The sequence below is a fragment of the Pseudomonas sp. P135 genome (assembly GCF_020312125.1).
GTDB classification, from domain to species: domain Bacteria; phylum Pseudomonadota; class Gammaproteobacteria; order Pseudomonadales; family Pseudomonadaceae; genus Aquipseudomonas; species Aquipseudomonas fragariae.
The window spans coordinates 210,918-237,432 of sequence record NZ_JAGPYR010000004.1; the positions used below are offsets into that span (position 1 = coordinate 210,918).

The window sequence follows — 26,515 nt, forward strand, 5'->3', positions numbered from 1 at the left end:
CGCCTGAGTCGGGAAAAATCTCTGGATGAAAAAGTTCTTCAGTCTGTTTGCCACGTTGCTGGTGCTGGCAATCGCGCTCTGGATCGGTCGCGCGTTATGGGTCGACTACATGGATACGCCCTGGACTCGCGATGGTCGGGTACGCGCCGACATCATCAACGTGGCTGCCGATGTGTCTGGCACCGTGGTCGATGTCCCGGTACATGACAACCAGTGGGTGAAGCGTGGCGATCTGCTGATGCAGATCGACCCTGAGCATTACCGGATCGCCGTGAAGCAGGCGCAGGCGTTGCTGGCTTCACGCAAGGCGACCTGGAAGATGCGCAAACTGAATGCCAGGCGGCGTGCCGATATGGATGAGCTGGTCATCTCGGCAGAAAATCGTGACGACGCGAGTAACGTAGCGACCTCGGCCCTGGCCGATTACCAGTTGGCCCAGGCGCAACTGGAGGCGGCCGAACTCAACCTGTCCCGCACGCGGGTACTGGCGGCGGTGGACGGTTACGTCACCAACCTCAATGTGCATCGTGGTGACTATGCGCGCATCGGCGAAGCGAAGATGGCCGTGGTCGACATGAACTCGTTCTGGGTCTACGGCTTCTTCGAGGAAACCAAGTTGCCGCACCTGAAAGTGGGCGACCCTGCGGATCTGCAACTGATGAGCGGCGAGGTGCTCAAGGGCCATGTCGAAAGCATCGCCCGCGGCATCTACGACCGTGACAACCCGCAAAGCCGAGAACTGATCGCCGATGTGAACCCGACCTTCAACTGGGTGCGCCTGGCCCAGCGCGTGCCGGTGCGTATCCACCTCGATCAAGTACCGCAGGATGTATTGCTGGCGGCGGGGATGACCTGCACGGTGATTGTCAGGCCGGTAGACGGCTGATACTTGAGGACGCAGAGCGTCCAGAACGGCATGCCAACGCGGAGCATTGGCACGATAGTGACAAGGCTCGGCTACAGATCAGCGTTCAGCCCAAAGCGTTTTCTCAGGCCCATATCCAGCAGCCCTTTGGGCAGCAACCACGCCATCAGCGGCAGTAGGCGTGAGCCGTTGCCCAGGCGCAGCAGGCGCGGCGGATGGGTGTGTTGCACGGCCTTGAGCAGGTCGCGAGCGAATTCGGTGACGGGAGTAGGATTGTCCAGAGAAGCCCTGGCGCGTGTACGAATGCCTTCGCGAATCGGCCACCACGGCGATTGTTCGCTGATCAACTGCTCGGCTTCGTGGCTGGCGTTCTGTGCAAAGCTCGACGCGATCGCGCCGGGCTGAACCTCCATCACCTGTACGCCGAACGGCGCCAGTTCCAGACGCAGTGCATCACTGAGCGCATGCACCGCCGCCTTGGAGGCGCAATAAGCCCCCGCGAACGGCGTGACCAGCACGCCGGATACGCTGCCGATGTTCACCACCAGACCCTTGTTGCGGCGCAGTGCCGGAAACAACGCCCGGGTCACCCCCACCACGGAAAATACATTGGTTTCGAACTGCCGCTGCAAGGCCTGCACACCGCCGTCGAGCAGGGGACCCATCGCGCCATAGCCCGCGTTGTTGATCAACACATCCAGGCCGCTGTGCGCCAGACCGGCGGCCAGTTGCTCCAGCGCCAGGCTGTCGTTGACGTCCAGTTGTACGGCGATGAAACCGGCTGCACTGAGTGCCGCGACATCGTCGGCTTTGCGCGCAGTGGCCCAGACTTCATAGCCGGTGGCCTTGAACGCGTCGGCCAGAGCACGGCCGATTCCGCTGGAACAGCCTGTAATCAAAGCGATGGGCATGGGAGATCCTTGTGGTCAGTCCGAGAAACTGCCTTGTAGATGTTCTGCGCGAAATTCCAGGGTTTGCGGGCGGTACCCGTTGCGCAGTGCCGGCACCGGCACGCAATCCTGCCACGTGCCATTGGCCTGAAGTTCACCGGGGCCGCGATAGCGTGCGGACGCGTAGGTGTTGTCGGTCAGATTCACCGAATCACCGGGCGCATAGGCCGCGATCCGCCAACGCAGTTCCTGCAGGGTGACCTGATTGGTATTGGTGATGCTGACCTGCAACGGACGATCTGCCGGGCAGCCTTGCGGATCGTAACTCAGGCGGATATCCAGACGCTCAAGCTGGCGTGTTTCCCGACTGTCCTGCCAGATGACGATGGCCGCCACCGCGCCGAGCGCGACCGCCGCAGCCAGCGAGACGGGCAGGGCCTTCGCCGGATAACGGAGCAGAAGGATCAGCCAGGTGAGGATTAACAGGATGCCGATCAACATGCGGCGGGTCTCCAGCAAGATGCAATGTCAGAGATACTACAGACATTGGGCAGGCGTTGACCAATGGGCAAGGCATCGGCGCGGAGAGCGCTGCAGTCTGCCCTTGTTGTTCCACTGTCATAAGTGTCAGTAGGCGCTACGGCCCCACTTATCTAGAGTGTGGGACAGCGCGGAATCTTCCAGCTTCGTCGGACTTATGCAGGTGCCAGTCATGGTTGAACGCTCGATTGCCCTTCATCAGCACACGCCGGCATTACAGTTGGTGGACCCGCGTGGCTTGCCTGTGGCGTCGATTTTGCTGCATCGCTCAAGCATCGACCACGAGCCGGAACTCCGTACCAGCCAGGCGTCATTCGACCTTGCCAGTCGACCTGTCAGCCATTGGGATCCGCGCCTGTGGGCTGATCGGGCACCTGCCAATCTCAGCGTCATTCATTCGCTCGGCGGTCGGGTTCTGGCCAGCGACAGTGTGGACGCTGGCTGGCGAGTGTTGCTGGCGGGGGAGGCCGGGCAGGTAGTGGAAGCCTGGGACGCTCGGGGCGTTGTGCGACGTACTCAGTACGATGCGCTGCTAAGGCCCACCGAAGTTTTTGAAGATGAGCACTGCGTTGAGCGCTTGCTTTATGGCGGCCCTGACTCGACCGCATATAACCAGTGCGGTCAGTTGATTCGTCATGATGATCCGGCAGGCACGCGGCTTGATGATGCGTACGGTCTTTCGGGAAGTGTTATTCGTCAAACGCGGCGCTTTCTGCACTCTGCCAATGAGCCTGACTGGCCCGCGTCGATGGCCGGGCGTGATGTCTTGCTGGAACCCGGCGACGGCGCAACCACCTGCTGGCACTACAACCCGTTGAACGAAACAATTCGGCAAATCGATGCGCAGGGCAATGTTCAGTTGCTGGATTACACCGTTGCGGGGCAGTTGAAAAACAGTCGTTTGCAACTGAACTGTCAGGCTGAACAGGTTTTGGTCAGTGCCATTCAATACGACGCGCAGCAGCGGGTGGTGTCGGAAACGGCTGGCAATGGTGTGATCAGCACGGCGCTCTATGCCACTGAAGACGGTCGTCTGCTGGCGTTGAGTGCCAGACGGGCCGATGGGCTGATGCTGCAGGACTTGCTGTACGACTACGACCCGGTCGGTAATGTCATCCGTATCGAGGACCGCGCTCAGTCAACGGCTTATAACCGCAATCAGCGCATTGATCCTGTTTCGGCCTATGGCTACGACACGCTGTACCAACTGATCGAAGCCACAGGTCGGGAATCAGCGGTCGTCAATCACGGTCCGGTGTTTCCGGGTTTTCAAAGCCCTGCCGACCCTGCGCAACTGGCCAATTACACCCAGACCTACCGCTACGACGCGGGTGGCAACCTGCAACAGCTTACCCATACAGGCGCGCAGTCCCATTCGCGAACGCTGGTGACTGCGCGTTACAGCAACCGCAGTCTGCCGGTGATCAATGACCATATACCCGATGAAGCAGAAATCGCTGCAGCCTTCGACGCCAATGGCAATTTGCTCGCCCTGCAAGCCGGGCAAAACCTGAGCTGGGACCGGCGCAACCAGTTGCAGCAAGTGCGTCCAGTGGTTCGCGATGACGCTGCGGACGACAGCGAACGCTATATATACGACGCCAGCGGCCAGCGCCTGCGCAAGGTGCGTACCACGCAAGCCAAAACCATTACCCATACGGCCGATGTGCGTTACCTGCCCGGTCTTGAAGTCCGTACCGATACGGCCACTGGCGAAACCCTGCACGTTGTTGTGGCCCAGGCCGGGCGCAATAACGTGCGCGTGCTGCATTGGGCGTCTGGAAAGCCCGACGCGCTTGAAAATGATCAGACTCGCTACACAGTGAACGACCACTTGGGGTCCGGCACGCTTGAACTGGACGCGCAGGGGCAACTGATCAGTCAGGAAAGTTACTACCCGTTTGGCGGAACATCATGGTGGGCAGGTCGAAATGCCATCGAAGCGAACTACAAGACCGTGCGTTACTCGGGCAAGGAACGCGATGCGACGGGGCTTTATTATTACGGGATGCGGTATTACGCGCCGTGGTTACAGCGCTGGATCAATCCGGACCCGGCTGGGCTTGAAGACGGGCTTAATCTATACGGTATGTTGAGAAACAATCCGCTCACCTTCATCGACGCTGCGGGAGAAGTCGCTGAAATCCCCAAGCATATTCATTACATCTGGTTGGGCGCTGCGGAACCACTGATGAAGCACCTGGGAGGGATTGAAAACACTTCTGTGCTGAACCCTGACTATCAATTGACGCTGCATCTGCATCTGGACCTGCGAAAGGGTGATGAAACGGAAATAGTTGCAGCGCTGCGCGGGCGAAGGAACGTCCATATTTCCGATCTCAGGGAAGAAGAATTTTTCAGAAAATTCCAGAAAACCCCGTCGTACGAGATTTATAAGGATTTGTATGGGGATGACCCTCGACACTACTCTGCAGCCAGTGACGTGCTTCGCTACAGCTTGATCAACCATTATGGCGGTATTTATTCGGACACGGACGACATGTTCAAGCGCGGTGTCAGGGATACCGATTTCATTCCCAAGCCCAAGAGGATTTTCACGATGCGCCCGACGGACACACCTTGGAACCGGGATGAAATCGTGATTAACAATAATTCGTTCGCGTCACCTGCCAACAATCCGGTGCTGAGCACCTTGGAAAAGGAGATCGTCGACCGGTACAGCGTTTATCGTGAGACTGGCCTTGGCGCAGTGCTCAGTAGCACCGCCGATGTGAATGACAGGATGAGAATCGTTTCTGCTGTCACGGGGCCCAGGGTGTTCACAGAGGTATTGCTTAAAGAGGGGCGCGGGCTGAGCAAGCTGTTTTCAACGATGATCGATCACCATATTAAAGGTAAACCATTAAAAAACCCGAAGCGTTATCAGGCAGAAGCCCAAAAAAGAATGCCACTCTCGAACTTCATAAACATGGGAGGCAGCCACTCATGGAAATAGCGCCGGTGAGGCCGTATGAGCAACCTGAATATGAGAACCATCTGTTACAGGGCAATGATGGTCTGGATCTCACGATAAAAAGCCCTCGACAACACGTTGCGGGTAAGGCTACGCAACGTGTTGCCGAGGGCTGTCTCACTTGCAGCTAAAAGCGTCTGTCAGCGAGCGATTGTCTGTGTTTTCACACCCGCTTCAAGCGCGTTCGAGCGACCGTAGATGTCTTCGAAACGCTCGATGTCGTCTTCGCCCAGGTAGCTGCCCGATTGCACTTCGATGATTTCCAACGGGATCTTGCCCGGGTTGCGCAGGCGATGGACCGAGGCGATCGGGATGTAGGTGGACTGGTTTTCAGTGAGCAGGAACACGTTCTCGTCACAGGTGACCTGCGCAGTACCGGATACCACGATCCAGTGTTCGGCGCGGTGGTGGTGCATCTGCAGCGACAGGCAGGCGCCCGGCTTGACGGAGATACGCTTGACCTGGAAACGACCGCCCATGTCCACCGAATCGTAGGAGCCCCACGGACGGTACACTTCGAGGTGGTTCTGGGTCTCGGTGCGGCCCTGTTCGTTCAGGGTGGCGACCATCTGCTTGACGCCCTGGACCTTGTCCTTGTGGGCAATCATCATCGCGTCCTTGGTTTCGACGACCACGATGTTGTCCAGACCGATCACCGACACCAGTTTACCGTTGCCGTGGATCATGCAGTTGCGGCTGTCCTGGATGACGACGTCGCCCTTGGTGACGTTGCCGTTGGCGTCCTTGGCGTTGACTTCCCACAGCGACGACCAGCAGCCGACATCGCTCCAGCCGGCCGACAGCGGTACAACGCAGGCGCGCTGGGTTTTTTCCATGACCGCGTAGTCGATGGAGTTGTCCGGGCAGCAGGCGAAGGTCGAGGAGTCGATTTCAAGCGCGTCGCCGTCCTGCACGCTGCGCTCGAGGGTCAGCAGGCAGGTGTCGTAGATGTCCGGATCATGCTTTTTCAGCTCTTCGAGGAAGCGGCTGGCGCGGAACAGGAACATGCCGCTGTTCCAGTAGTAACCACCGGCTTCAACGAACTCCTTGGCGCGTTTTTCGTCAGGTTTTTCGACGAACTGCGACACGCGGCTGACGCCTTCCGGCAGCAGGGCATCGGCGGTGGACTTGATGTAGCCGTAGCCGGTTTCAGGCTTGTTGGCCGGTACGCCGAACAGCACCATTTCGCCGCGTTCTGCGGCGACGGTTGCCAGTGCCAGTGCACGTTGCAGGGCTTTCTGGTCTTCGATGACGTGGTCGGCTGGCAGCACCAGCATCAGGCCGTCATTGCCTTCATTGACCAGCTTCATGGCGGTCAGTGCAACGGCGGGTGCCGTGTTGCGGCCGAACGGTTCCATGAGGATCGCCTGGGTTTCCAGGTTCAATGCAGCGAGCTGCTCGTTGACGATGAAACGGTGGTCCTTGTTGCAGACCACGATAGGCTCCTGCATGCCCTCGAACACCAGACGCTCCAGGGTTTGCTGGAACAGGGTGTGCTCGCCGGTCAACGCCAGGAACTGTTTAGGGAATTGTTTACGCGAAAGCGGCCAGAGTCGTGAACCACTACCGCCTGACAAGATAACTGGAATCATTTTGTTTCTCCAAAAGCATTCAATTAGGGCTGTACGAGGTGTCTGTCGTTTCTGTCTTGTTCTTGTTCCGCGCGGGCCGGTTCAGTGCTGATGCCCTGAACCGGCCGGCATAATCCGTATTAGCGGGTTGCGACCGGTGGCTTGACCCACACTGGCGAGAGGCTGCTGCCGCTGCCGGTGATGTAGAGCACAGCGGCTTCGCCACGCTCCAGTGCCACAGGTTTCACATCGGTGACTTTCTTGTCGCCGTCGTACAGCGCCAGGCTGACCTTGACCGGGTTGATTTCACGCTCGCCGGTGCCTTTTGCCGCTACAGCCTTGACCACATCGGTCTTGCCGTCAGCGGTTTTCAGGGTCAGGGACTTGTCGCTCAGGTTCTGCACACGAACCAGGGATTTCTGCTTGTTCTTGAACGGTGGCTCTTCGACCAGCTGTGGTTTGCCGCTGGCGTTGTTGACGATGGTGTAATAGTGATCACCGGCCAGTTTCACCGGCAGGCTCTGGCTGCCCAGCTTGGCGGTGTAGTCGCCCTGCGGCATGAAGCTGAACGCAGTGCTGCCCAGTGGCGCCACTTCGTTGAGGTTGGTGTTGCCAACGGTGGCGTTGATTTCGGCGTTGCTGGCGTTGTAGACACGCACGAAGGTCGAGCCTTTTGGTGCGGTCGGGCCGTACAGGGCGGAGTCGCCGGCGAAAGCCTGCAGGGACATCAGGCCCAGACCTGCGGCCATTGCGCAGGTTTTGAACAGGCGTTTTGCGGCCGAACGGTTGGCAGTAGTGTTGAAAGTCATGAGTCAGTCCTCTCAGTTTTGCGCCCGGTTGGGCGACTCGGATTGTTTGGCGTTGAGCGCCACGTTTTCTTGGGTGTCACGCGATTTCTTCAGCTCGGCGATCCACTTCGGATCGAACTCGCCAAGATCGTTGTGTGCCGGCAGGTAGCGCTCCGGGAATTCCCAGATCACCACTTGCGGCGGGGTGTTCTTGAAGGCATCGGTCTGCAGGTACTTGAGCATCGGCAGGATCGGGCCATGGCCGTCTTCGGCGTAGTTGACGACATCGCTGCGCAGCGCTTCTTTCAGGGCGCCGACGAAGTTCCAGTTAGGGTTGGCGCTGTAGCTGGTGCCCACCAGACCCACCGGGATGTCGCTGTCTGCGAACAGTGCTTCACCGCCTGCCGCTTCGCCTGCTACCGGATCGGTACTGCGTTTCTGCAACTCGTCCGGCTTGGGCAGCATGTTGCTGAACAGCGGATCGAGCGGCAGGAATGTAGTCAGGTCACCTTTGTAGGCTTCGGTTCCTTTGGCTTGTGTGACGAACTGCTCAGGTTCGCCTTCCAGTGGCGTTTTCTGGGCAATCGCGGCGCTCAGTTGCTGCGCGGCGACTTCGGCACCCATTGGCGTCCAGTGCGTGTCGGTGCGCAGGAAAACCTGGCCCTGTTGCTTGGCAGCTTGCAGCGGCGCCAGCAGGTCCGGGGCAAAGATCCCGGCCTTGGCCACCTGGGCGTGGAACTGCTGATACAGGTCGGCGTGCAGGCTGGCAGGCTTGGTGTTACCGATGTGTTCCGGGTACAGACGGGTCTTTGCCGGAACGATCGCCAGGACCAGTTTGGTGCCCTGTTTTTCCAGTGCGTCACGCACACCCTGAATGATCGCCAGGTTGTCGGCTTCGTTCTGCTCGCCGTTGGCAACCGCGTCGAACTCTTCGTCGGTGTACAGCCACTGGTCCTTGCCGAGCACGACCCCCGGACGACCTTCGTTGAACAGTTTGAAATCCAGCGCCGCCCAGAGGTTGGTGCCCAGGCGCTTGATCGGGAACTCATCGTCGTAATGAGTTTCCGCCGCCTTGGTCCACTTGCCGTTGAGCACAGTGGTTTCCGCCGACGTCGAGAAGGTGCTGAAACTGCGCAGCGACCAGATCCCCAGGACCAGCAGAATGCCCAGAAAGAGGGCGATATAGAGGATTCGTAATGAACGGGTCATGTCAGGCTCCTCAGAACTGGAAGTAAAGGAACGGCGAGAAGCTTTGCGCCGAAAGTTTGAGAATCGAAGCCACGAACAGCAGCAGGATCAGTGCGCGCATGGCGTAACGTGGCCAGTCGGCTTCCCAATAGGCCGGTTGCACCTGAGCTTCGCTGCCCACGGTGTAGCCAGGCATATGCAGGCTGCCAGGCGCGTCGCCAGGAACTGCCTTGATGGTGCCCGGTTGAGCGGTTGCAGGACCGTCGGCCTTGGTGCTCTTGCCGGTGTCTTTTTCGCGGTTCTGGTAGAAGTCACGCAGACCGAAGAACGCCAGCGTCAGATAAGCCACCACCAGCGTTGCCACTTGCAGACCGGTCAGGCTGGCGCGGTTGAGTTCGGACAATTGCCACTCGCCGAAGCTGAACATGGCGCTGTACATACGACCGGCGACGTGCAGGTTTTCAGCGCGGAAGATGACCCAGCCTATGACCACCAGCAGGAAGGTCAGTGCCCAGCGAATCACATTGAAGCTGTAAGGCTTGGTGTTGATACCGACCGCTTTTTCGATCGCCAGCCACATGCCGTGCCAGGCACCCCAGATGATGTAGGTGACGTTGGCACCGTGCCACAGACCGCCGAGCAGCATGGTCAGGAACAGGTTGCGATAGGTCGCGACCTTGCCGCCACGGTTGCCGCCCAGGGTGATGTACAGGTAGTCACGCAGCCAGGTGGACAGGCTGATGTGCCAGCGACGCCAGAACTCGGTGATCGACTGGCTGATGTAAGGCTGTTTGAAGTTTTCCATGAAGCGGAAACCCATCATCAGACCCAGGCCGATGGCCATGTCGCTGTAACCGGAGAAGTCGAAGTACAGCTGCGCGGTGTAGGCCAGCGCCCCCAGCCAGGCATCGCCGGTGGTCGGGTTCTGCAGGGCGAAGCAGTGGTCGGCGACCACGGCCAGGGTATCGGCGATGAACACTTTCTTGATGAAGCCCTGCATGAAGCGCGTGGCACCTTCGGAGAACTTGTCCAGCGTGTGGGTACGGTTGTTGAACTGGTCGGCCAGATCACGGAAACGCAGTACAGGGCCGGCGATCAGGTGCGGGAAGATCGCGACGAATGCAGCGAAGTCGATCAGGTTGCGCGTGGCCGGGGTGTCGCCGCGGTACACATCGATGATGTAGCTGATGGACTCGAAGACATAGAACGAGATACCGATCGGCAACAGTACGTGAGTCAGGATGAACGGTTCCAGACCCATCGAGGTCATGGCTGCGTTGATGCTGTCCACGCCGAAGTTGGCGTATTTGAAGTAGCCCAGAATGCACAGGTCCACAATCACGCCAAGCAGCAACCACTTCTGTGCCGGCTTGGTCCGCACACCTGCTGCGCCCACCTTGAGACCGATCCAGTAGTTCCAGACGGTCACGCCGATGAACAGCGCCAGAAAGTCCACTCGCCACCAGGCGTAGAAGATATAGCTGGCAATCAGCAGCAGCAGATTGCGATAGCGTTGCCCGCTCAGGTAGTACAGGCCGAGGAAGATCGGCATGAACAGGAACAGGAACACGTTGGATGAGAAAACCATCCTTATCTCTCCGTTTGTCCAACATTCAAGGGCTCAAAGCCCCCCCAAACCCCCCGTTGAAATTGGGGGGTAAAACACGTCGCGTTACGGCTTGTCGGTGAAGCAGCTCAGGCGAGGTCCGGTCTTACGGATTTAGCGCCTGGGCGTGCCTCTTCGCGAGCAAGCTCGCTCCCACAAAGAACTCTGTGAATCACGAACCGTCGTTATCGCCCTTGTCGCCTTTCTCGTGCGAGGGGTCGTAGACCTTGGTCAGGTCACCGCCCAGGCGGAACGTCTTGAACGGCTGCTTTTCGTGTTTCTCTTCCAGCACATCCGGGCTGCAGGTGTAGAGCGAGCAGTACGGTTCGAGCCAGGCGAATTTCGGATCTTTCTTCAGGTCCGTCATGTCCTGTTTCTCGCCGTTGTGTTCAGCGAATATCGAAGGGTCTTTGACGCCGGCCAGAACCCGGTCACCCAGACGCTTCAGGGCGCCATTGTTTTCCGGACGCAGGTCCACGCCGTTGGCCTGGGCGAAGCTGGCAATCATCGCGAGCGGTGGCAATGCGTAGTTGTGATACGACAGTGCACGCTGACGGCGCTTCATCTCGTTGGGCAGGAAACCGTCCTTGTCCACTTGATTGGCAGCGACCTTGTATTCCTTCACGGCCCAGTCGAACAGGTCCTGACGATTGGTGGCGACAGCGGTTGCCATCACTGACCAGGCAGCCCAGTACGAGTGGTTGTTGATCTTGTCCAGCGGCAGATTGCTCCAGTCGCTGACCACCTGATCGGCCAGCTTGCTGAACCAGGCTTCGATGATCTTCGCGTCCTGCTGACGATTGGCGAGCGGGTGCGACTCGGAGAACTTCAGGCGCAGGTAGGCGGAGGACATGCTGCCCAGAGCCCATTTGCGCATGGATTTACCGGTGTGGTTGAACTCGCGCGACTCCAGCGCATCGGCCTTGGCCCAGGTGGTCATCATGTTCAGCGCGCAATCGAGTTGTTCCGGACGACCGTCGCGCATGTACTGCATCACGACTTTGCTGACGCCACGCTCAAGGGTGGTGATGTCCTTGGTCGCATCACGGAACGCTTCTTCGGATACCGCATTGAGCGTTGCGCGTGCCTTGTCCGAACCCTCGTACTTGCTGCGGAACACCAGCTTGTCGGTGTAGGGCTTTGGAATGGCTTCACAACTGAAGCTGTGATCGCCAGTCTTGATTTTTTCGATCGGGGCGTCATAGCCCTTGGGTGGAACCAGTGCGGCGGATGCGCCCGTGGCCCAGGCCATCGATGACAGGATTGCCATCGACAGCAGGGTAGGGCGAATCAGTTTAGGAGTCTGCATAAGTCACCTCATAGTCCGGCTTGAGCGGTGTGTGTCGCAGCGCTCGGGAACACGTTGCGTTTGCATACTTTGGCTTCGACTTTTTGTGGTGCCGTGCCTGCTTCCGGTCCCTGGATTTCCAGCGCCAGCAGTTGCTGGTTGGCCCAATCCTCATCCTCGCGCAATTCAAAGGCGAAGCGTCCATCGGTGTCTGACGTTTCCGGTTTCTCGATTTTCAGATCCTCGTGGCGACCGTTCATGTACCAGAGCCTGGCCTGAAGGACTTTCACCGAGGTGTCGTCAAACTTGATGTCGATCTGATTGCTGCCGTTGCGAATGTCCTTGATGCCATTCTTGCCGTTGACCAACACTTCGTTGGTGCCCGGCTTGAGGGTGGTGCTGGCGCTCATCACGGCAGGCTTGCCTTCACAGCCGTTGTCCAGCAGCGACATCATCTGGCGATAGATGGTCTCCTGATCCAGGCGATACAGCGGCGAGAATTCCCAGATGAGAATTTTCGGCGGACGCTTCTGGAAGTCTTCACTGCCCAGGTACTGCAGCATCGAACCTTCCAGGCCACCACCAGGGAACGCCACGTTCAACACGTCAGCGCCCATGTATTCCTGGAGGAAGCCAGCGAAGTTGTAGTTCTTGCCGCTGTGGCTGGTACCGACCAAGGTGATTTCCGGGTTACCGGAATCGCCGAACAGGTCGCCGTCGCCTGCCTCACCCTTGGGCTCGGTGGTGAACTGGTCCATGTACTGGATCGCGTAGCTGGTGCCGCACAATTGACCCGCCATATTGTGCAAAGTGCCCGTCTTGCCCATGCGTCCGGAGATATGGCTTTCGAACTCACGCTTGGGGATGTCGCTGTAACCCGGAACTTTTTTCACGGTTTCGGCAACGATCTTCGCCGTACGCTGCGCGCCATACGGCGTCCAGTGCTGGTCACCGCGGAAGTAGAAGTCATGCGCCTGCTGCTCGTTGGTCAACGGCGACAGGTCAGGGACCCAGTAGCCCATCTTGCTGAAGCGGCCGAGCATGGCCTGATAGTTTTTCAGCGCCTTGTCGTAGTCGAACTTGTCGCGTTCGGCCGGGAACAATTTGTTGCGATCCACCAGACCACGGGTCGGCTGATAAACCACGACCAGTTCGACGCCTTTGCTCTTGAACGCATCGTGCAGTTCTTTCATGCGGCGATAGCCGGCAGGCGTGGTGTCGAACTCGGTGCGCAGGTCTTCCTGAGTCCGGAACAGCCAGTCGCCCTGAGCCTGGACCAGCGTGGTGAAGTTCTGCTGATAGCGCGTGGTGTAGTTTTTCGCGTCATGCGCGGCCGGGCACAGCGAGCAGCAAGGCTCGGCCTTGAACGTCGGCGCTTGCGAGTCGTCTGCCCGAGCGACACCCGCGGCGGCCATCAAGGCGGCGGTGAGGCTGGACAGGCTCAACAGCTTGATCAGATGTGCGTGCATAACAATACCCTTCCTCATTCCCGCAGCTCGGTCTGGCTTTCGACGGGGTCGATCAATACGGCTTTTTTCTGGCGTACCAGCAGGTCGAGGATTTCGTCCTGGCGCTCACCGAGGACGCCGTTGAGGCTGATGCCGACTTCTTTGGTAGGCATCAGCATCGAGACGCGATACAGCTCGACACTCAGTGGCGAGTCGATGGACAGCGGGCCGGAGCCATTGCTGGACAGTTCGCCGCCAACCATGATCAGCGATACCTGAGCGTCGAACGGGTCAAGCTCGATGTCGCGGTCGGTGTCGCTCAAGTCCTTGATGTGGCCGTAAACGCCCATCAGGCCGTTGCCCATGGCGACGTTCTCGTACAGCTTGATGTTCACACTGTTACGTACGCGGATACCGTGGCGGCGGTTGGCGATCACGCGATTGCCCCACAGCAGGTTGTTGCCGCTTTCGTACAGGGTGATGCCGTCAGTGTGGTTCTGGTAAATCTCGTTGTAGGCGACGATGTTGCCGACGCTGTTACGGTCCAGAACTACGCCGGACAATTTGTTGTTGTGGCTCTTGTTGCGGAAGATGAAGCTGTTGTCCACTTCCCGGGAAATGATGATCCCGTGCTTCTTCTTGGTCCCGTAAACATCGTTTTCGGCGATGATCAGACCGTGCGAACGGTCGTGCGGGTCAATGCCGTAAATGATGTTGTCGCGGTAGGTGTTGCCCTTGACCACGAAGTCGCGGGTTTCATAGCAGTAGAAGCCGTACCACATGTCCGAGAACTCTGAATCGATGATCCAGCCCGTCGGTTCGGGACGCTTGAGCACCTTCGCGGTGTTGGGCGTGTACTGAGAAATACTGATGCCATAGGACTTGCTCTGGTCGTAGCCCAGGCTCGCCATTTTGGTGTTGGCGATCCAGGTTTCCGAGCCACCCCAGGTCAGCAGGAACGGGCGAAACTCGTCAGGCTTGCGATAGGTCGCCAGGCCGTTGCGGGTTTCACTCCAGGCGTTGACCTGGGTGTGAGTGATCAGCATCTTGCCTTCACTGACGATGAACGAGCCCTTTTCCTGAGACAGACGCAATTCCTTGGTCTTGCTGTCGATCTCGAAGGTCCCGGTTTCCTTGATCAGGATCGGAAGGCGCGCCACGTAGACACCTGGCGAGACTTCGTTGAGGAACTGCTTGGGCACCTTCCTGGCCAGGTCCTGCAGGTTCACGTAGCCGTCGGAAATCATGATGGCCTGGGGGATACCGCGCTGACGGTTAACCCATTCGGCCATCTTGTTGTCACCGCCGATGAATTCCTTCAGGCCGGTTTCTTCCATCATCCGCGAAACAGTGACCTTGCCCGGCTTGTTGCGCACGATCTTTTTCAAGGCGGCTTCGGCGGTGTAGCCCTTGAGGTCGGGCAACACCGGCTTGGCCATTTCCAGCGGCGCGGTCGGCGGGCTGGTGATGGTGTAGGTCTTGGCCTGGTGCAATTCTTTGACCACCGCCTTCTGTGCGTCGGGTACGACAGGCGCGTTGGCCAGCGCCACACCGCTGGCCAGCAGCAGGGCGCTGGTCAGCAGTGCGCTTTCGAGCAGGGCGTGCGGCCAGTGCCGGCTGCGCCCGTTGCTTGTATGACTGTTCATCTCTGGCACTCCTTTGGCGGTTCGCATCAGAAGCGCCAGATGACGTCGACAACAGCGCGGTGCATGTAGCTGTCCACGTTGTTCTGATACGCGTCGCCTGGCTTGAAGACACCTGCGCGCAGGCGCACCAGTGCCGAAGGTTCATCGAACGACTGGCTCAGCGAAGCCGGCAACAGGCCTTGCTTGAAGTACTTGGTCACGACCAGGTCCATTTCCTGACCCAGGTCCTTGCTGCCGTCTTCCAGTGGCAGCGAGCTGAACGTACCGTCCTGGTTGTCGTTCACCGCGTTGATGCCCGAGCCGCCGATACCGGTGTTGCCGTCCACGCGACGGAACTTGTGGTAGATCAGCGATGCGTCGTATTCCTCGTTCATCTGCCACGAAGCGAACAGCGAGCCGGTTTCCACGTTGGCCATTTCGCCCTGGAAGGCCTCGCCGAAGCGATGGATGCGCGAACGCGTGCCGGTCCAGTTGGAGCGGTTACTTTCCAGACCGTTCTGGACGTAGTCCTTGCTGGCGCGCGAGTAGGCGGCGCCGACTTGCCATTGCGGGTCCAGGCGCAGGCGCAGGCCCAGGTCGGTGGCCCAGCCATTCATGTCACGGCTGTTCTTTTCGCCGGCGATGAACTGGTCGTTGGGAGCAGAGGTCACGCCGATTTCGTCGCGCGTTCCGTTCAGCCAGGTCAGGCTGCCCCAGTAGTTGAGCTGATTGGTGTTGCTGCGATAGTTGTAGGCATCGCTGTCAGCCTGCAGGCCGACCCAGGTCAGATCGCCATTGGACGTCTTGTCCAGATCATCCAGCACCTGGCCCTGCGACTTGAGTTTGCCGTCGTCAGCACTGTGGTGAGCGCGGATACCGGCCCAGTTGCCTGGTGTCCACTGATAGCTGACCGAGCCGAACAGGTGCTTGCGATCTTCATCGTCAGGTGCCAGTTCGGTCAGGTCGGTGCGGTATTCGCTGAAACGCTGGGCAGCACCCAGTTCAGCGCGCAACAGTGTGGTATCGAACGACCAGTTGATGGCCTCGATGTTGGTGTCGTGCCATTGACCGTCGTCATTGCGCAGACGCTGACGACCGATTTTCAGGATCTCGCCAGGGTAGGGCGTGAAACCGCTGTAGCCGATCCAGAACTCACGCAGTGCCGCGTAGGTTTTGTCGGCTTCGCGCTCGCTGGCGGTGCCACGCGAAGTCTGGGTGCCGCTGCCGTCGCTGTTGCTCTGCTCCAGCGGGTCGGTCTGAATGATGTCGGTGGCGGTGACCACCTGGCCCATCGCGTAACCGCTCCAGTCGCCGCGCTCGCCATAGACCCAGGGACGCAGGTCCAGGCCCACACCGTTGACGTCGCCGCCCGAACGGGTGCCCAGATCGCGATCATCCTCGGCCTGCGCCGTGGCTTTGATTTCGATACCGAAATTCTGCGGTTGTTCGGTCAGCGCTGCCAGCGTCGGGCAGGCCCACAACAGGGTGAAGCCAAGGCCCATGCCGGCGGCCATCAGGGGATTCAACTTCATAATGCTTCCTCACCGTCTTTTTCTTCTTGCAGGGCCTGCAATGCCATCGCGTTCTGAGTGGCGGTAGCGCCCCGGACTTTTTGCTCGCGTGCCAACAGGTCTTTGGCGGTGGCGAGCTTTTCAGGCGGCAGTTGTGTATTGAGGGCCTCGGCAAGCTCGGTCGCTTGCGGGGTCTGACTGGCCAGCGCCAGTTGCGCGAACACCCAGGCGTTGACCGGGTCGGGCATAGTGCCCTTGCCCTGCGAGAACAGCTGCGCAAGGGCGAAGTCGGCGCTGTTCTGGCCACCACGGGCGGCGGTCAGCAGCTCGTCCACGGCTTTTTGCGAGTAGACCTGGCCCAGGTAGCCGCGACGGTAGATCTGACCCAGGTAGTAATGGGCAGAGATTTCCGTTGCGGTGGCTTTCTTCAGGTGCTCCTCGGCCTTGACGGCATCGGGCGTGACCCATTTACCCTCGTAGTACAGGCGTCCGAGCAGCAGCTCGGCGCGTGGCTGATCCGCCGCGCGGCCGTTGTTCAGGTATTCCATCATCTTGTTGACGTCGCCCAGTTCGGGGAAGTCGTAAAGCAGTTTGGCCAGCGTGACCCATGAGATCGGGTAGCCCGGCGCAACGCTTTCCAGCAATTGCTGAGCGGTCTTTTCGTCCGGCGTACCGATGGTGGAGTCACCCAGTACGCGCGCCACGCTGTCCACTCGTTGGGCATTGACGCGGCCAGCGGCGTATTCGCTCTTGAGCTTTTCGATCAAGGCCGTGCGTTGCTCGGCCTGGCCGCGTGTCTGGTAGACAGTGGCCAGTTCGACGTAGCAGATATCCGTGGCCGACAGCGCCTGTTTGCAAATGCTCTCGACCTCGTCGAGGTGTTGAGCATAAGTGCCCTGGGTGCGATACAGCAGCACCTGAGCCAGACCTGCTTCCGGATAACCGGCGGCGCGCCACTCGCTGATCTTCTGCTGCGCATTCACTTCAGGGAAGGTGTGCGGGTACTGCAGATACAGCATGGCCAGCGGGATCAGCGTGCCGGATTCGCCATTGGCGAAGGCCTTCTTCAGCAGGCCTTCGGCTTCGCGGTGTTCGGCTTCTGTGGCATCGGGCTTGGCCGCCAGCAGACGGCCCAGGCGCGACTGCGCACGAGGCGACGTCTCTGCTGCAGCACGATAAGTGGCCTCGGCCTGCTTGAGCTGAGCGGGGTCGCGAGTCGCGACCTGAATATCGGCCAGGCCGACTTGCGCGTCGCTATAGCCCAGGTCCGCCAGCTGCCGATAGTTCTGCTCCGCCAATGCCGTGTCGCCGTTTTTCAGGGCTTCATTGGCAAGGCGTTGATCAGGCAGGCCGGCACAGCCGCTCAGGCCGAGCGCGACGGCGAGGCTCAATAGCGTGGGGGTCGACAGGCGTCGTAGTGGGCTGTTCATGGTTACAGACCCGCAGCCATGGCTTTATCGATCAGCCAGTTCACGGACGGGCCGCGATCGCTGACCACTTCGACAGGGCGACCGGCAAGCGAGCTGCTCAGGCTTTCGTCAGGCTTGATCTGCACGCGGATGTCGGTAGACAGGTCGGCGTCGCTCAGGTTGGTGCTGCTGACGATCTGGCCGGTGCGCAGTTTGTCTTCGCCAGCGATCTGGAAGCTGACACGTGTGCCTGGCTTGACGTCGTTGAACTGGCGATAGGTGAAGCGTGCTTCAACCGTGGCCGGCGCGTTGCGTGGCACCAGTTGGAAGATCACCTGACCCTTGGACGCGAACTGACCGTCGGCCACCAGTTGGCGAGCCACGACGCAATCGCACGGGCTGGTCATGGTGCCGCTCATCTGCTTGCCATACAGCTCTTCGATCTTGGCTGGCTGCAGGTCTTCACCGGTCAGGCTGCCCTTGAGCATTTCCAGCATGCTGGTGTTGAAGGACGCCAGTGGTGCGCCTTTGGCGGCTTCGCCGTTCGGGGCGACCAGGCTTTGCACGGTACCTTCACGCGGCATGGTCACGTCCATGCTTGGAATGGTGACCAGGCCGGCCGATGCATGGCTGACGAAGTACAGGCCATAGATTGTCTTGAAGATGAAGCCGAAAGCGGCCAGACCGACAATGAACACGCCCAGGCTGAACGTTACGGCGCGCAGGCGACCCATGGCGCTCATGCCGCCGTCCTTGCCCTTGACCTTGCGTGCCTTGGTGAAGTTGTCGCGCTGCAGCGTGGCCAGCACTTCGCCCAGGGTGACGACTTCGCCGGACAGGTGCGAGGTGATCAGGTGGCGCAGGGTTGCGATGTCCTGAGGTTCCAGGTTCTGGAACTGGCAACCGATGCGGTTGCTGGCGTTGTCGATCGAGCGCACTTGCAGATCGACGTCCATGGCCAGGCCAAGGTTGTCGATGATGAATTGCAGGCGTCCCTTGACGATCTGACCTTCGCTGAATTTCTGCCCGGATGGAGCAACGAAGCTCAGGCCACCGGCCGACAGGTCTTCGACACGTACCAGTGGCGCGTTGGGCTGATCATTCAGCAGGCGCAGCTTGGCAGGGATCTTGATCCGCGCGTGTTGGCGCTGGGCTTCGGATTCATGTACGACGTTCGCATTCACGGCTGTATTCATGGCTATTTTTCCTACTTAAGCGATTAATCCGTTGGCCCGGTCAAACCATCGTCAACAGCACAGCGACGAAGATGGTGCCAGCCGAGAAAGTCATGGTTCGGGACGACCACGTGTTGAACCAGCCCTGAAAGCTGGCCATGTCGCGGCTTAGTTTGGTGTCCTGGCGAGTCCAGGACTGGCGGTCCAGGCGGAAGAAGACATAGATCTTCATCAGCGCACCGACGATCTGGTTGTAATAGAGAATGATCGGGTAGGCAGGCCCGATCCTGTGTCCCGAGAGGGACAGCAGCAGGGTGAGGATCAGGCGGGTCATGCCGATCCACAGCAGATACATCAGCAGGAACGCGCCGCCATACTTGAAGCTGGCGATCAGGGCGACGGTCAGACCAAGAATGGAGGTCCACATCGACACACGCTGGTCAAACAGCACGATGCTGGTGAAGATCCCCAGGCGACGTACGCCCAGACCCAGTGCACGCGAGTTCTGACGCAGGTTGTTGCCGTACCAGCGATACATCAGCTTGCGGCTGGCCTTCAGGAAGCTCTTCTCGGGCGGGTGTTCCACGGTGTTGATCGCTGCGTCCGGCACGTAGAACGTGTCGTAACCCAGGCGCATCAGGCTGAACCAGCTGGACTTGTCGTCGCCGGTCAGGAAGCGGAAGGTGCCCAGACGCCAGTGATTGAGCGAGTCGCTTTCCACGTCGGCAATGAACTCGGGGTCGGTTACCACGGTTGCGCGGAACACCGACATTCGACCGGTCATGGTCAACACGCGTTTGGACAGGGCCATCGAGCACATGTTGATGTGACGCTGAGCGAAACGCAGCTTGTGCCACTCGCTCATGATGTAGCCGCCACGCACTTCACAGAACTCGTTGGTGGTCAGGCCGCCGACATTGTCGAACAACTGGAACCACGGTACGGTCTTGGCGACCACACCTTCGTTGAGCACGGTGTCACCGTCGATCACCGCAACCACAGCACGGCTGTCAGGCAAGTGACGCGAGATGGCACGGAAGCCATAGGCCAGGCCATCGCGCTTGCCGGTGCCCGGAATGCGTACGAAGTCCAGCTTGACGCGCTCCGGCGGATTGAACTTGGCCCACATGCTCTTGACCAGCAGCTCATCGGACATTTCCACCAGCGAGCAGACGATCGTCGTCGGCAGGCCGCAGTCGATGGCTTCGCGGATAACCGAGTTGTAAACCTGTGCGGTGGTCAGCGCGTCGATGCGGAAGCTGGTAACCATCAGAAATACATGGGACGGGTCTGCTGCGCTGCCCAGCTTGCGAACCTTGCGGCGCAAGTGCGGGTAAACGATGTACAGGAAAATCATCCCGCGCACGAAGTGCGTGATCCCCATCGAGTAGCGCCAGATACCAACGGCGCCAATCAGGAATATAAAGTTCTTCGACTGCGAGTCGAAGATACTGGTAGGCAATGCCGCGGCAAGGCCCATGAGTAAACTTAAATAGAACAGCCAACCTGCGGCCTGTAACAGGCCGTGCTTGAGCCTCTGCATAATCGTATCCCTAAGTCAGTTGCGAGCCTCAAGCCCCAGGCTGCAAGCACATTGCTTGAGCCTGTGGCCTGGAGCCTGGCGCTTGTGGCTTGCGGCTGATTTACCAGCAGATACCTTCGGCACGACCGTCTTCGCTGGTGGCGTTGGCCATGAAGCCCACCAGATCGATGACGCGCTTGCCTTCAGGGGTCTTGTTGGCGAGGGCGCGGAAACGCTCATCGCGGTTGCCGAGGATGATGACGTCGGAGTCATTGATGACTTGCTCGAAGTCCGAGTTCAGCAGCGAGGAAACGTGCGGAATCTTGGATTCGATGTAGTCCTTGTTGGCACCGTGAACGCGTGCATATTCAACGTTGCTGTCGAAGATGCTCAGTTCGAAGCCCTTGCCGATCAGCATTTCGGCCAGCTCTACCAGCGGGCTTTCACGCAGATCGTCAGTGCCGGCCTTGAAGCTCAGACCCAGCAGTGCAACCTTGCGGGTGTCGTAGCTGGCAACCATGTCGAACGCGTTCTGCACTTGCGAGGTGTTACTGCGCATCAGCGAGTTGAGCAGGGGGGCTTCAACGTCCAGGCTGCTGGCGCGGTAGGTCAGGGCGCGAACGTCTTTCGGCAGGCACGAGCCGCCGAATGCGAAGCCAGGGCGCATGTAGTACTGGGACAGGTTCAGCGCCTTGTCCTGGCAGACCACGTCCATCACTTCACGGCCATCGACGCCCACGGCCTTGGCAATGTTGCCGATTTCGTTGGCGAAAGTAACCTTGGTGGCGTGCCACACGTTGCAGGTGTACTTGATCATCTCGGCAACGGCGATGTCCTTGCGGATGATCGGTGCATCGAGTTCTTCGTACAGCGATTGCAGAACGTCGCCCGACGCTTTGTCGAACTCGCCGATGACGGTCATTGGCGGCAGGTCGTAGTCCTTGATCGCAGTACTTTCGCGCAGGAACTCAGGGTTGACGGCGACACCGAAGTCAACACCGGCTTTCTTGCCGGAGCAGTCTTCCAGAATCGGGATAACGACGTTGGCAACAGTGCCCGGCAGTACGGTACTGCGAACCACGATAGTGTGGCGGGTGGCTTTGTCACGCAGGACATAACCGATTTCGCGGCACACCGACTCAATGTAATCCAGTTCCAGATCGCCGTTCTTCTTGCTCGGCGTACCGACGCAGATCATCGACAGATCGGTGGCGCGAATGGCTTCGGCGAAGTCTGTAGTGCCGCGCAGTTTTCCGGTACTGATACCTTTCTGCAACAGCTCTTCCAGACCCGGTTCAACGATAGGTGATTTGCCGTTGTTGATCAGGTCGATCTTGGTGCTGGAAATATCCACACCCACTACTTCGTGACCGCGGGCAGACAGGCAACCGGCACAGACTGCACCGACATAACCCAAACCAAATATGCTGATACGCATCGTATTCTCCTCGATTTTTCACGCCATAGATTGGCTGGATATTAATTTTGGCCAGCAGATGTCACGCGCTATCCCTTACAGCTAACAACGCCGTAGAACTAACGCAGGCATATTTAATGAGTGAGTGCCCAAAACAAGTAAGGCGAACTCAAATGACACTAAGTGCAAGCGGCAAGTAACCTGTCCTTTCGGTCAGGGCCCTGCTCTCCTTGGATGCAGTAAACCACTCCTTGTTCGACGATTGACGGCGGACCTCTGTGAGACTGCCTCTGGCGCTAGCCAGGGCCGTCCTGTTCGAATCCTGCGCGTCGCACCGGGTCGGCGCTTCGCCTGTCTACAACATCAACTAGTGATGTGAGTTTAGTTCTGGTACCTGACGCCAGGGTCACGTGGACCTGGCTTCCTTGTCGGCAACTTCCCGTTTCCCAAGGCGACCTGTAAGTGATCTCTTACACGTCAGCCCAGAATTGTTACGGGATGTAGGAGCGTACGAATTCGCATTTAGTTCCTGGCCGCTCGTCCTGATTTGCGAATTTTGGTGTATCCGTTCTGTGACATACGCAGTATCGAGGTGATGGCTTTTTTCTTAAAAGCCTCGAATTATAAGGGGTTTGGAGGGGTGGCAGTTGAAGTGCCACTACTGCAAAAATCTGAAATGCCACTACTTAAAAAAGTGGAATTTTTTTTTGGAAAAAATCGCACGCCAGTTAAGAGTCGAAAACTTGACGTTTGTCTGGCGTCATGAAGTTGGCATTCGGTGTTGGATCGTAGGACAGGTCGTGTAACAGCGCTCCGTTACACGACGGTTACAGCCTCTAGTCTTCTGCGATGTTGCGCAAAAACACCAACTTGTCGGGGGTCGACTGTTCGCGGTTGTAACGGTAGCCCTGTACATCGAACGCTTGTAATGCTTCGGGATCGTTGATGCGCTCTTCTATAACGAAGCGGCTCATCATGCCGCGAGCCTTTTTCGCATAGAAGCTGATGATCTTGTACTGCCCGTTCTTGAAGTCCTTGAACTCGGTGTCGATGATTCGCGCCTTGAGCGACGAACGTTTGACGGCAGAGAAGTATTCGGTAGAGGCCAGGTTGAGCAGCAGGTCGTCGCCCTGGTCAGCCAGCGCCTCATTCAGCCATTCGCTGATTCGCGTGCCCCAGAAGGCGTAGAGGTCCTTGCCGCGAGCGTTGGCCAGTCGGGTGCCCATTTCCAGGCGGTAGGGCTGCATCAGGTCCAGCGGGCGCAACAGGCCGTACAGACCCGACAGCATGCGCAAGTGCCCCTGCGCGTAGTCGAGCTGCGCTTCGCTCAGCGTTTCCGCTTCCAGGCCCGTGTAGACATCACCCTTGAAGGCCAGCAGTGCCTGCTTGGCGTTGTCGAGGGTGAAGTCCGGGTTCCAGCTGCCAAAACGTGCCGCGTTCAATCCGGCCAGCTTGTCGGACAGATGCATCAGTTCGCTGATCTGCGCCGGCGTCAGTTCACGCAACTGGTCGATCAGCTCCTGGGAATGCTCCAGGTACTGCGGCTGAGTGAAGCGGCCGGTAGTCGGCGGTGTCTCGAAATCGAGGGTTTTTGCCGGGGAAATCACCATCAACATGAAGTCGTCTCCTTATATCGTCCGGGGATTCTAGGGGCTGACAGCCTGCGACTCCAGCTATGGTGGTGATAGAGGTCGCTCCGCTGGAGATGGCAGCAGGACCTGCAGCTTTGTATGCGCGCCGACATAAGAAGCCAGGCACATATCAGCTATAGTGGCGCGCTGGTCATGACGTTAATGGTTGATCGAGAGGGCATCGGGTTTGCGTATCGTTTTAGCAGTGTGTGCAGGTCTGTTCTGGCTTCAGGCGCAGGCGGCAGCGCCAGTCATTGCCACCATTGACCGCAGCGTCTGGCCTGAGCGGCTCGAGACGCCGGGGTTGTTCGACGTCGCATCGCGTGCGGAGATCCTCGCCTTTGCCCACGAGCTGTACCTCAGCGAAAAGCTCGACGAGGAAGGCCTCAAGCAGCGCCTCGGCCTGCGCTTCGTCAACGTGCCGTCGTTGAACGTGGTTCGTCATCGGCTGTGGCTGCGTTTACTGGAGAACTACCAGAACGCGCAAAAGAGCTGCGAGCAGGACGCCAATTTCTGTGTGCTGGTCGAGGACATGGACCAGTTGCGACAGCGCGCCGAGGAATATCAGGTATCCAACGATTCGTTCTATGCCAACTGGGCCAGACCCGGCGCCGCATTCCACCAGCGTTATCTGAACGAGCTGCTGTTCATGGCGGCCCTGTTTCCGCAGACCAGCAGCGAGATCGAGCGTTACAACTCCGATGAGATGAGTGGCGACGAGATGCCGGATCGCACGTTCATGCTCAACTTCGAAAGTGGCCCGAGCCCGGCCGACGGTGGCACCGACTGGCTGGCCGACTTCATGCGCCAGCAGAAAATGACCGCCACTTTCTTTGTGCTGGGCAAGAGCCTTCAGGAGCGTCTCGACAGCACGTCGGTTGCAGGTGTGCAGGCGCTGTATCGCCAGCAGTGTGTGGGCATTCAGGGCTGGGAGTACCGCTCGCACAGCCAGTGGCTGGACTGGCAGGACTCGGTGCGACGCAGCGCGGCACTGGTTCAGCAAGTGTTGCCGGACAACTTCGTGCCGCTGTTTCGCCCACCTTATGGCCATCGACGTGCCGACAGCGGCGACTTCTTCCGCACCGAGCATTTGCGCGTGTCATTGTGGAATATCGACGCTGAAGACGACACCGGACGGCTTTCTGCAGAGCAGGTGGGCGACCGTGTGCTGACCCTCATGCTGCTCTGGCGCAAAGGGACGGTGGTATTCCACGACGTGGCCAACAAGGCGCAGTCGGCGCTGCCATTGCTGCTGGCCAATACCGCGCAAAGCGAGTTGATCTGGGACGATTGCCGGAATATCTCTGAAGCGCCCGAGGAACAAGGGCTGCAGAGCAGTGAAGAGCCTGCGCCGGAAGCGGAGTGAAGGCAGATTCGGCGTGGGCGGACTTCCGACTTTAAACGTGCCGGGTACGTCCGCCAAGCTCTATTCGTCAGGCTGTGAAATAAACTTCAAAAAACTGTCAAAGAGCTTTTTTCTGTCATCCCTTTTGCTGTATTACGAATACAGACCGCCGAAACCTGCAACACAGGTGGCGTCTTCCAAGACCCACCTTGAGCGACATTTCTGCCCTGCCTGAAGGGGAGAATCCGGCGGCCTTTTCGTGGCGCAGTACTGTCGTGGTTCTGCGTCGCCCGGCTTCTACAAAGGTGAGCGAGTATGGATGACCACGGACGCACCCCTTCCACCAACCAGCCAATCCTTTACGTGCTCGATACCAACGTATTGATTCATGATCCAAACGCACTGCTGAACTTCGAAGAACACCACGTCGCCATCCCCATGACGGTTCTGGAGGAACTGGACAAACTCAAGGCCGGTAAACATTCGGTTGCTGCCGAATGCCGCCAGGCCATCCGCCTGATCGACAAGACCCTGGGCGAAGCTTCGCCGGAGGAAGTCGAGAAGGGCGTGCCCATCGACCGTGGTACAGGCGTGCTCAAGGGCTACCTGTCGATTTTGATGAGCAAACGCGAGGAACCCAACAGCCTGCTGCCCGAGCACCTGAACGACAACATCATCATCAACCAATTGATTGACCTGCACGCGCGCAACAAGGACTTGAGCGTCGTGCTGGTGACCAAAGACATCAACATGCGCCTCAAGGCGCGCGCTTGCGGCATTGCTGCCGAGGATTACAGCACCGACCAGCTGGTCGATGACGTTTCACTGTTGTCGCGTGGCTACCATGACATGAGCGGTTCGTTCTGGGACCGCGTCAGCAAGGTCGACACCCGTCAGGAGCGCGGCCGTACCTGGCACCGCGTGCAGCTCACTGAAATGCTGCCGGCGGTTCATATCAACGAGTTTATTGTCGATGAGCAGGGCTTCGTAGGCTGGATCAAGGGCGTCAAGAACGACGAACTGCTGATTCTCGACATGCACCAGGAGCCTTTGCTGCATCAGGAGGCCTGGGGGCTGAAGCCACGCGACATCTATCAGGGGCTGGCGCTGTTCGCGCTGCTCGACCCGGATATTCATCTGGTCAACCTGTCAGGCGCTGCTGGCTCGGGTAAAACCATTCTGGCCCTGGCCGCTGCCATCGAGCAGACCATGGTCACCAAGCGCTATCGGCGCATCATCGCCACCCGCAGCGTTCAGGGTCTGGATCAGGAAATCGGTTTCCTGCCCGGCACCGAGGCGGAGAAGATGGAGCCATGGCTTGGCGCGATCACCGATAACCTCGAAGCGTTGCACATGGATGACGAAAACACCCATGGCAGTGTCGACTACATCCTCAGCAAGGTGCCGTTGCAGTTCAAATCCCTCAACTACATTCGAGGTCGCAGCTTCCAGCAAAGCCTGATTCTGATCGATGAATGCCAGAACCTGACCCCGCACCAGATGAAAACCATCATCACCCGTGCCGGCGCCGGTTCCAAAGTGGTCTGCCTGGGCAACCTGGCGCAGATCGACACCCCTTACCTGTCGGCCACCAGTTCCGGGCTGACCTACCTGACGGAGCGCTTCAAGGACTTCCCGAACGGCGTGCACATCACCCTGCAAGGCGTGCCACGCTCGATACTGGCCGAATACGCGGAGAGTCATCTTTAGCTGAAAAGCAGC

At 58.9% G+C, this 26,515-nt stretch carries 19 protein-coding genes; 4 read left to right on the top strand and 15 right to left on the bottom strand.

Annotated features, from left to right (window positions below; all coding sequences use genetic code 11):
* The first annotated feature begins 25 nt into the window (after window positions 1-25).
* Window positions 26-886 carry an HlyD family secretion protein gene (locus tag KBY08_RS07920; protein ID WP_111522064.1) on the top strand — a complete coding sequence of 287 codons (861 nt, stop codon included), beginning with the start codon at window positions 26-28 and terminating at the stop codon, window positions 884-886.
* Between the two features lie 71 nt (window positions 887-957).
* Here KBY08_RS07920 and KBY08_RS07925 read toward each other — a convergent pair whose 3' ends face one another.
* Both KBY08_RS07925 and KBY08_RS07930 read right to left on the bottom strand, forming a co-directional pair.
* Complete coding sequence (locus KBY08_RS07925; RefSeq protein ID WP_111522063.1) at window positions 958-1,776, bottom strand: SDR family oxidoreductase; 819 nt, start codon at window positions 1,774-1,776, stop codon at window positions 958-960.
* Between the two features lie 15 nt (window positions 1,777-1,791).
* Entirely contained in the window at window positions 1,792-2,256 is a 465-nt protein-coding gene (locus KBY08_RS07930; protein WP_004406770.1) for a hypothetical protein, read from the bottom strand.
* Window positions 2,257-2,467: 211 nt separating this feature from the next.
* Here KBY08_RS07930 and KBY08_RS07935 point away from each other — a divergent pair, with 211 nt between their 5' ends.
* A complete protein-coding gene (locus KBY08_RS07935; protein ID WP_225651101.1) occupies window positions 2,468-5,251 on the top strand; it encodes an RHS repeat-associated core domain-containing protein in 2,784 nt (927 codons plus the stop codon).
* A gap of 158 nt (window positions 5,252-5,409) precedes the next feature.
* Here the strand turns inward: KBY08_RS07935 and KBY08_RS07940 are convergent, their stop codons facing one another.
* The 13 genes from KBY08_RS07940 to yaaA all read right to left on the bottom strand — a co-directional run bounded on the left by KBY08_RS07940 (window position 5,410) and on the right by yaaA (window position 23,433).
* Window positions 5,410-6,861 carry a mannose-1-phosphate guanylyltransferase/mannose-6-phosphate isomerase gene (locus KBY08_RS07940; RefSeq protein WP_003415201.1) on the bottom strand — a complete coding sequence of 484 codons (1,452 nt, stop codon included), beginning with the start codon at window positions 6,859-6,861 and terminating at the stop codon, window positions 5,410-5,412.
* A 119-nt stretch (window positions 6,862-6,980) separates the two neighbouring features.
* Window positions 6,981-7,649: an alginate O-acetyltransferase AlgF gene (locus tag KBY08_RS07945; RefSeq protein WP_024640264.1), complete on the bottom strand. Its 669-nt coding sequence runs from the start codon at window positions 7,647-7,649 to the stop codon at window positions 6,981-6,983.
* Window positions 7,650-7,661: 12 nt separating this feature from the next.
* Window positions 7,662-8,837 (bottom strand): alginate O-acetyltransferase, encoded by a 1,176-nt coding sequence (locus KBY08_RS07950; RefSeq protein ID WP_011266794.1) that lies wholly within the window; start codon window positions 8,835-8,837, stop codon window positions 7,662-7,664.
* Between the two features lie 10 nt (window positions 8,838-8,847).
* Entirely contained in the window at window positions 8,848-10,404 is a 1,557-nt protein-coding gene (locus KBY08_RS07955; protein ID WP_024643139.1) for an MBOAT family O-acyltransferase, read from the bottom strand.
* A 190-nt stretch (window positions 10,405-10,594) separates the two neighbouring features.
* Window positions 10,595-11,731: a mannuronate-specific alginate lyase gene (locus KBY08_RS07960; RefSeq protein WP_004406765.1), complete on the bottom strand. Its 1,137-nt coding sequence runs from the start codon at window positions 11,729-11,731 to the stop codon at window positions 10,595-10,597.
* A gap of 8 nt (window positions 11,732-11,739) precedes the next feature.
* A complete protein-coding gene (locus KBY08_RS07965; protein ID WP_003408874.1) occupies window positions 11,740-13,179 on the bottom strand; it encodes an alginate O-acetyltransferase AlgX-related protein in 1,440 nt (479 codons plus the stop codon).
* A gap of 14 nt (window positions 13,180-13,193) precedes the next feature.
* On the bottom strand, window positions 13,194-14,804 hold the full coding sequence (algG, locus tag KBY08_RS07970; protein ID WP_024661230.1) for a mannuronan 5-epimerase AlgG: 1,611 nt from the start codon (window positions 14,802-14,804) through the stop codon (window positions 13,194-13,196).
* A gap of 26 nt (window positions 14,805-14,830) precedes the next feature.
* Entirely contained in the window at window positions 14,831-16,315 is a 1,485-nt protein-coding gene (locus KBY08_RS07975; RefSeq protein WP_011266797.1) for an alginate export family protein, read from the bottom strand.
* The gene (gene algK, locus KBY08_RS07980; RefSeq protein WP_011266798.1) at window positions 16,312-17,724 is read right to left on the bottom strand and encodes an alginate biosynthesis TPR repeat lipoprotein AlgK; all 1,413 of its coding nucleotides are present in this window, start codon (window positions 17,722-17,724) and stop codon (window positions 16,312-16,314) included. The genes KBY08_RS07975 and algK overlap by 4 nt, the downstream gene beginning before the upstream one ends.
* 2 nt (window positions 17,725-17,726) lie before the next feature.
* Window positions 17,727-18,899, bottom strand: coding sequence for an alginate biosynthesis protein Alg44 (locus KBY08_RS07985; protein ID WP_011266799.1), 1,173 nt, complete (start codon window positions 18,897-18,899; stop codon window positions 17,727-17,729).
* A 40-nt stretch (window positions 18,900-18,939) separates the two neighbouring features.
* Entirely contained in the window at window positions 18,940-20,421 is a 1,482-nt protein-coding gene (gene alg8, locus KBY08_RS07990; RefSeq protein WP_002552255.1) for a mannuronan synthase, read from the bottom strand.
* Between the two features lie 100 nt (window positions 20,422-20,521).
* Window positions 20,522-21,838 carry a nucleotide sugar dehydrogenase gene (locus KBY08_RS07995; protein WP_054092520.1) on the bottom strand — a complete coding sequence of 439 codons (1,317 nt, stop codon included), beginning with the start codon at window positions 21,836-21,838 and terminating at the stop codon, window positions 20,522-20,524.
* 815 nt (window positions 21,839-22,653) lie between these two features.
* Complete coding sequence (yaaA, locus tag KBY08_RS08000) at window positions 22,654-23,433, bottom strand: peroxide stress protein YaaA (RefSeq protein WP_057458090.1); 780 nt, start codon at window positions 23,431-23,433, stop codon at window positions 22,654-22,656.
* 202 nt (window positions 23,434-23,635) lie between these two features.
* On the opposite strand from yaaA, the gene KBY08_RS08005 reads away from it, so the two are divergent.
* On the top strand, window positions 23,636-24,814 hold the full coding sequence (locus tag KBY08_RS08005) for a polysaccharide deacetylase family protein (RefSeq protein ID WP_058822489.1): 1,179 nt from the start codon (window positions 23,636-23,638) through the stop codon (window positions 24,812-24,814).
* Between the two features lie 294 nt (window positions 24,815-25,108).
* Window positions 25,109-26,503 carry a PhoH family protein gene (locus KBY08_RS08010; RefSeq protein ID WP_004406748.1) on the top strand — a complete coding sequence of 465 codons (1,395 nt, stop codon included), beginning with the start codon at window positions 25,109-25,111 and terminating at the stop codon, window positions 26,501-26,503.
* The last annotated feature ends 12 nt before the right edge of the window (window positions 26,504-26,515 follow it).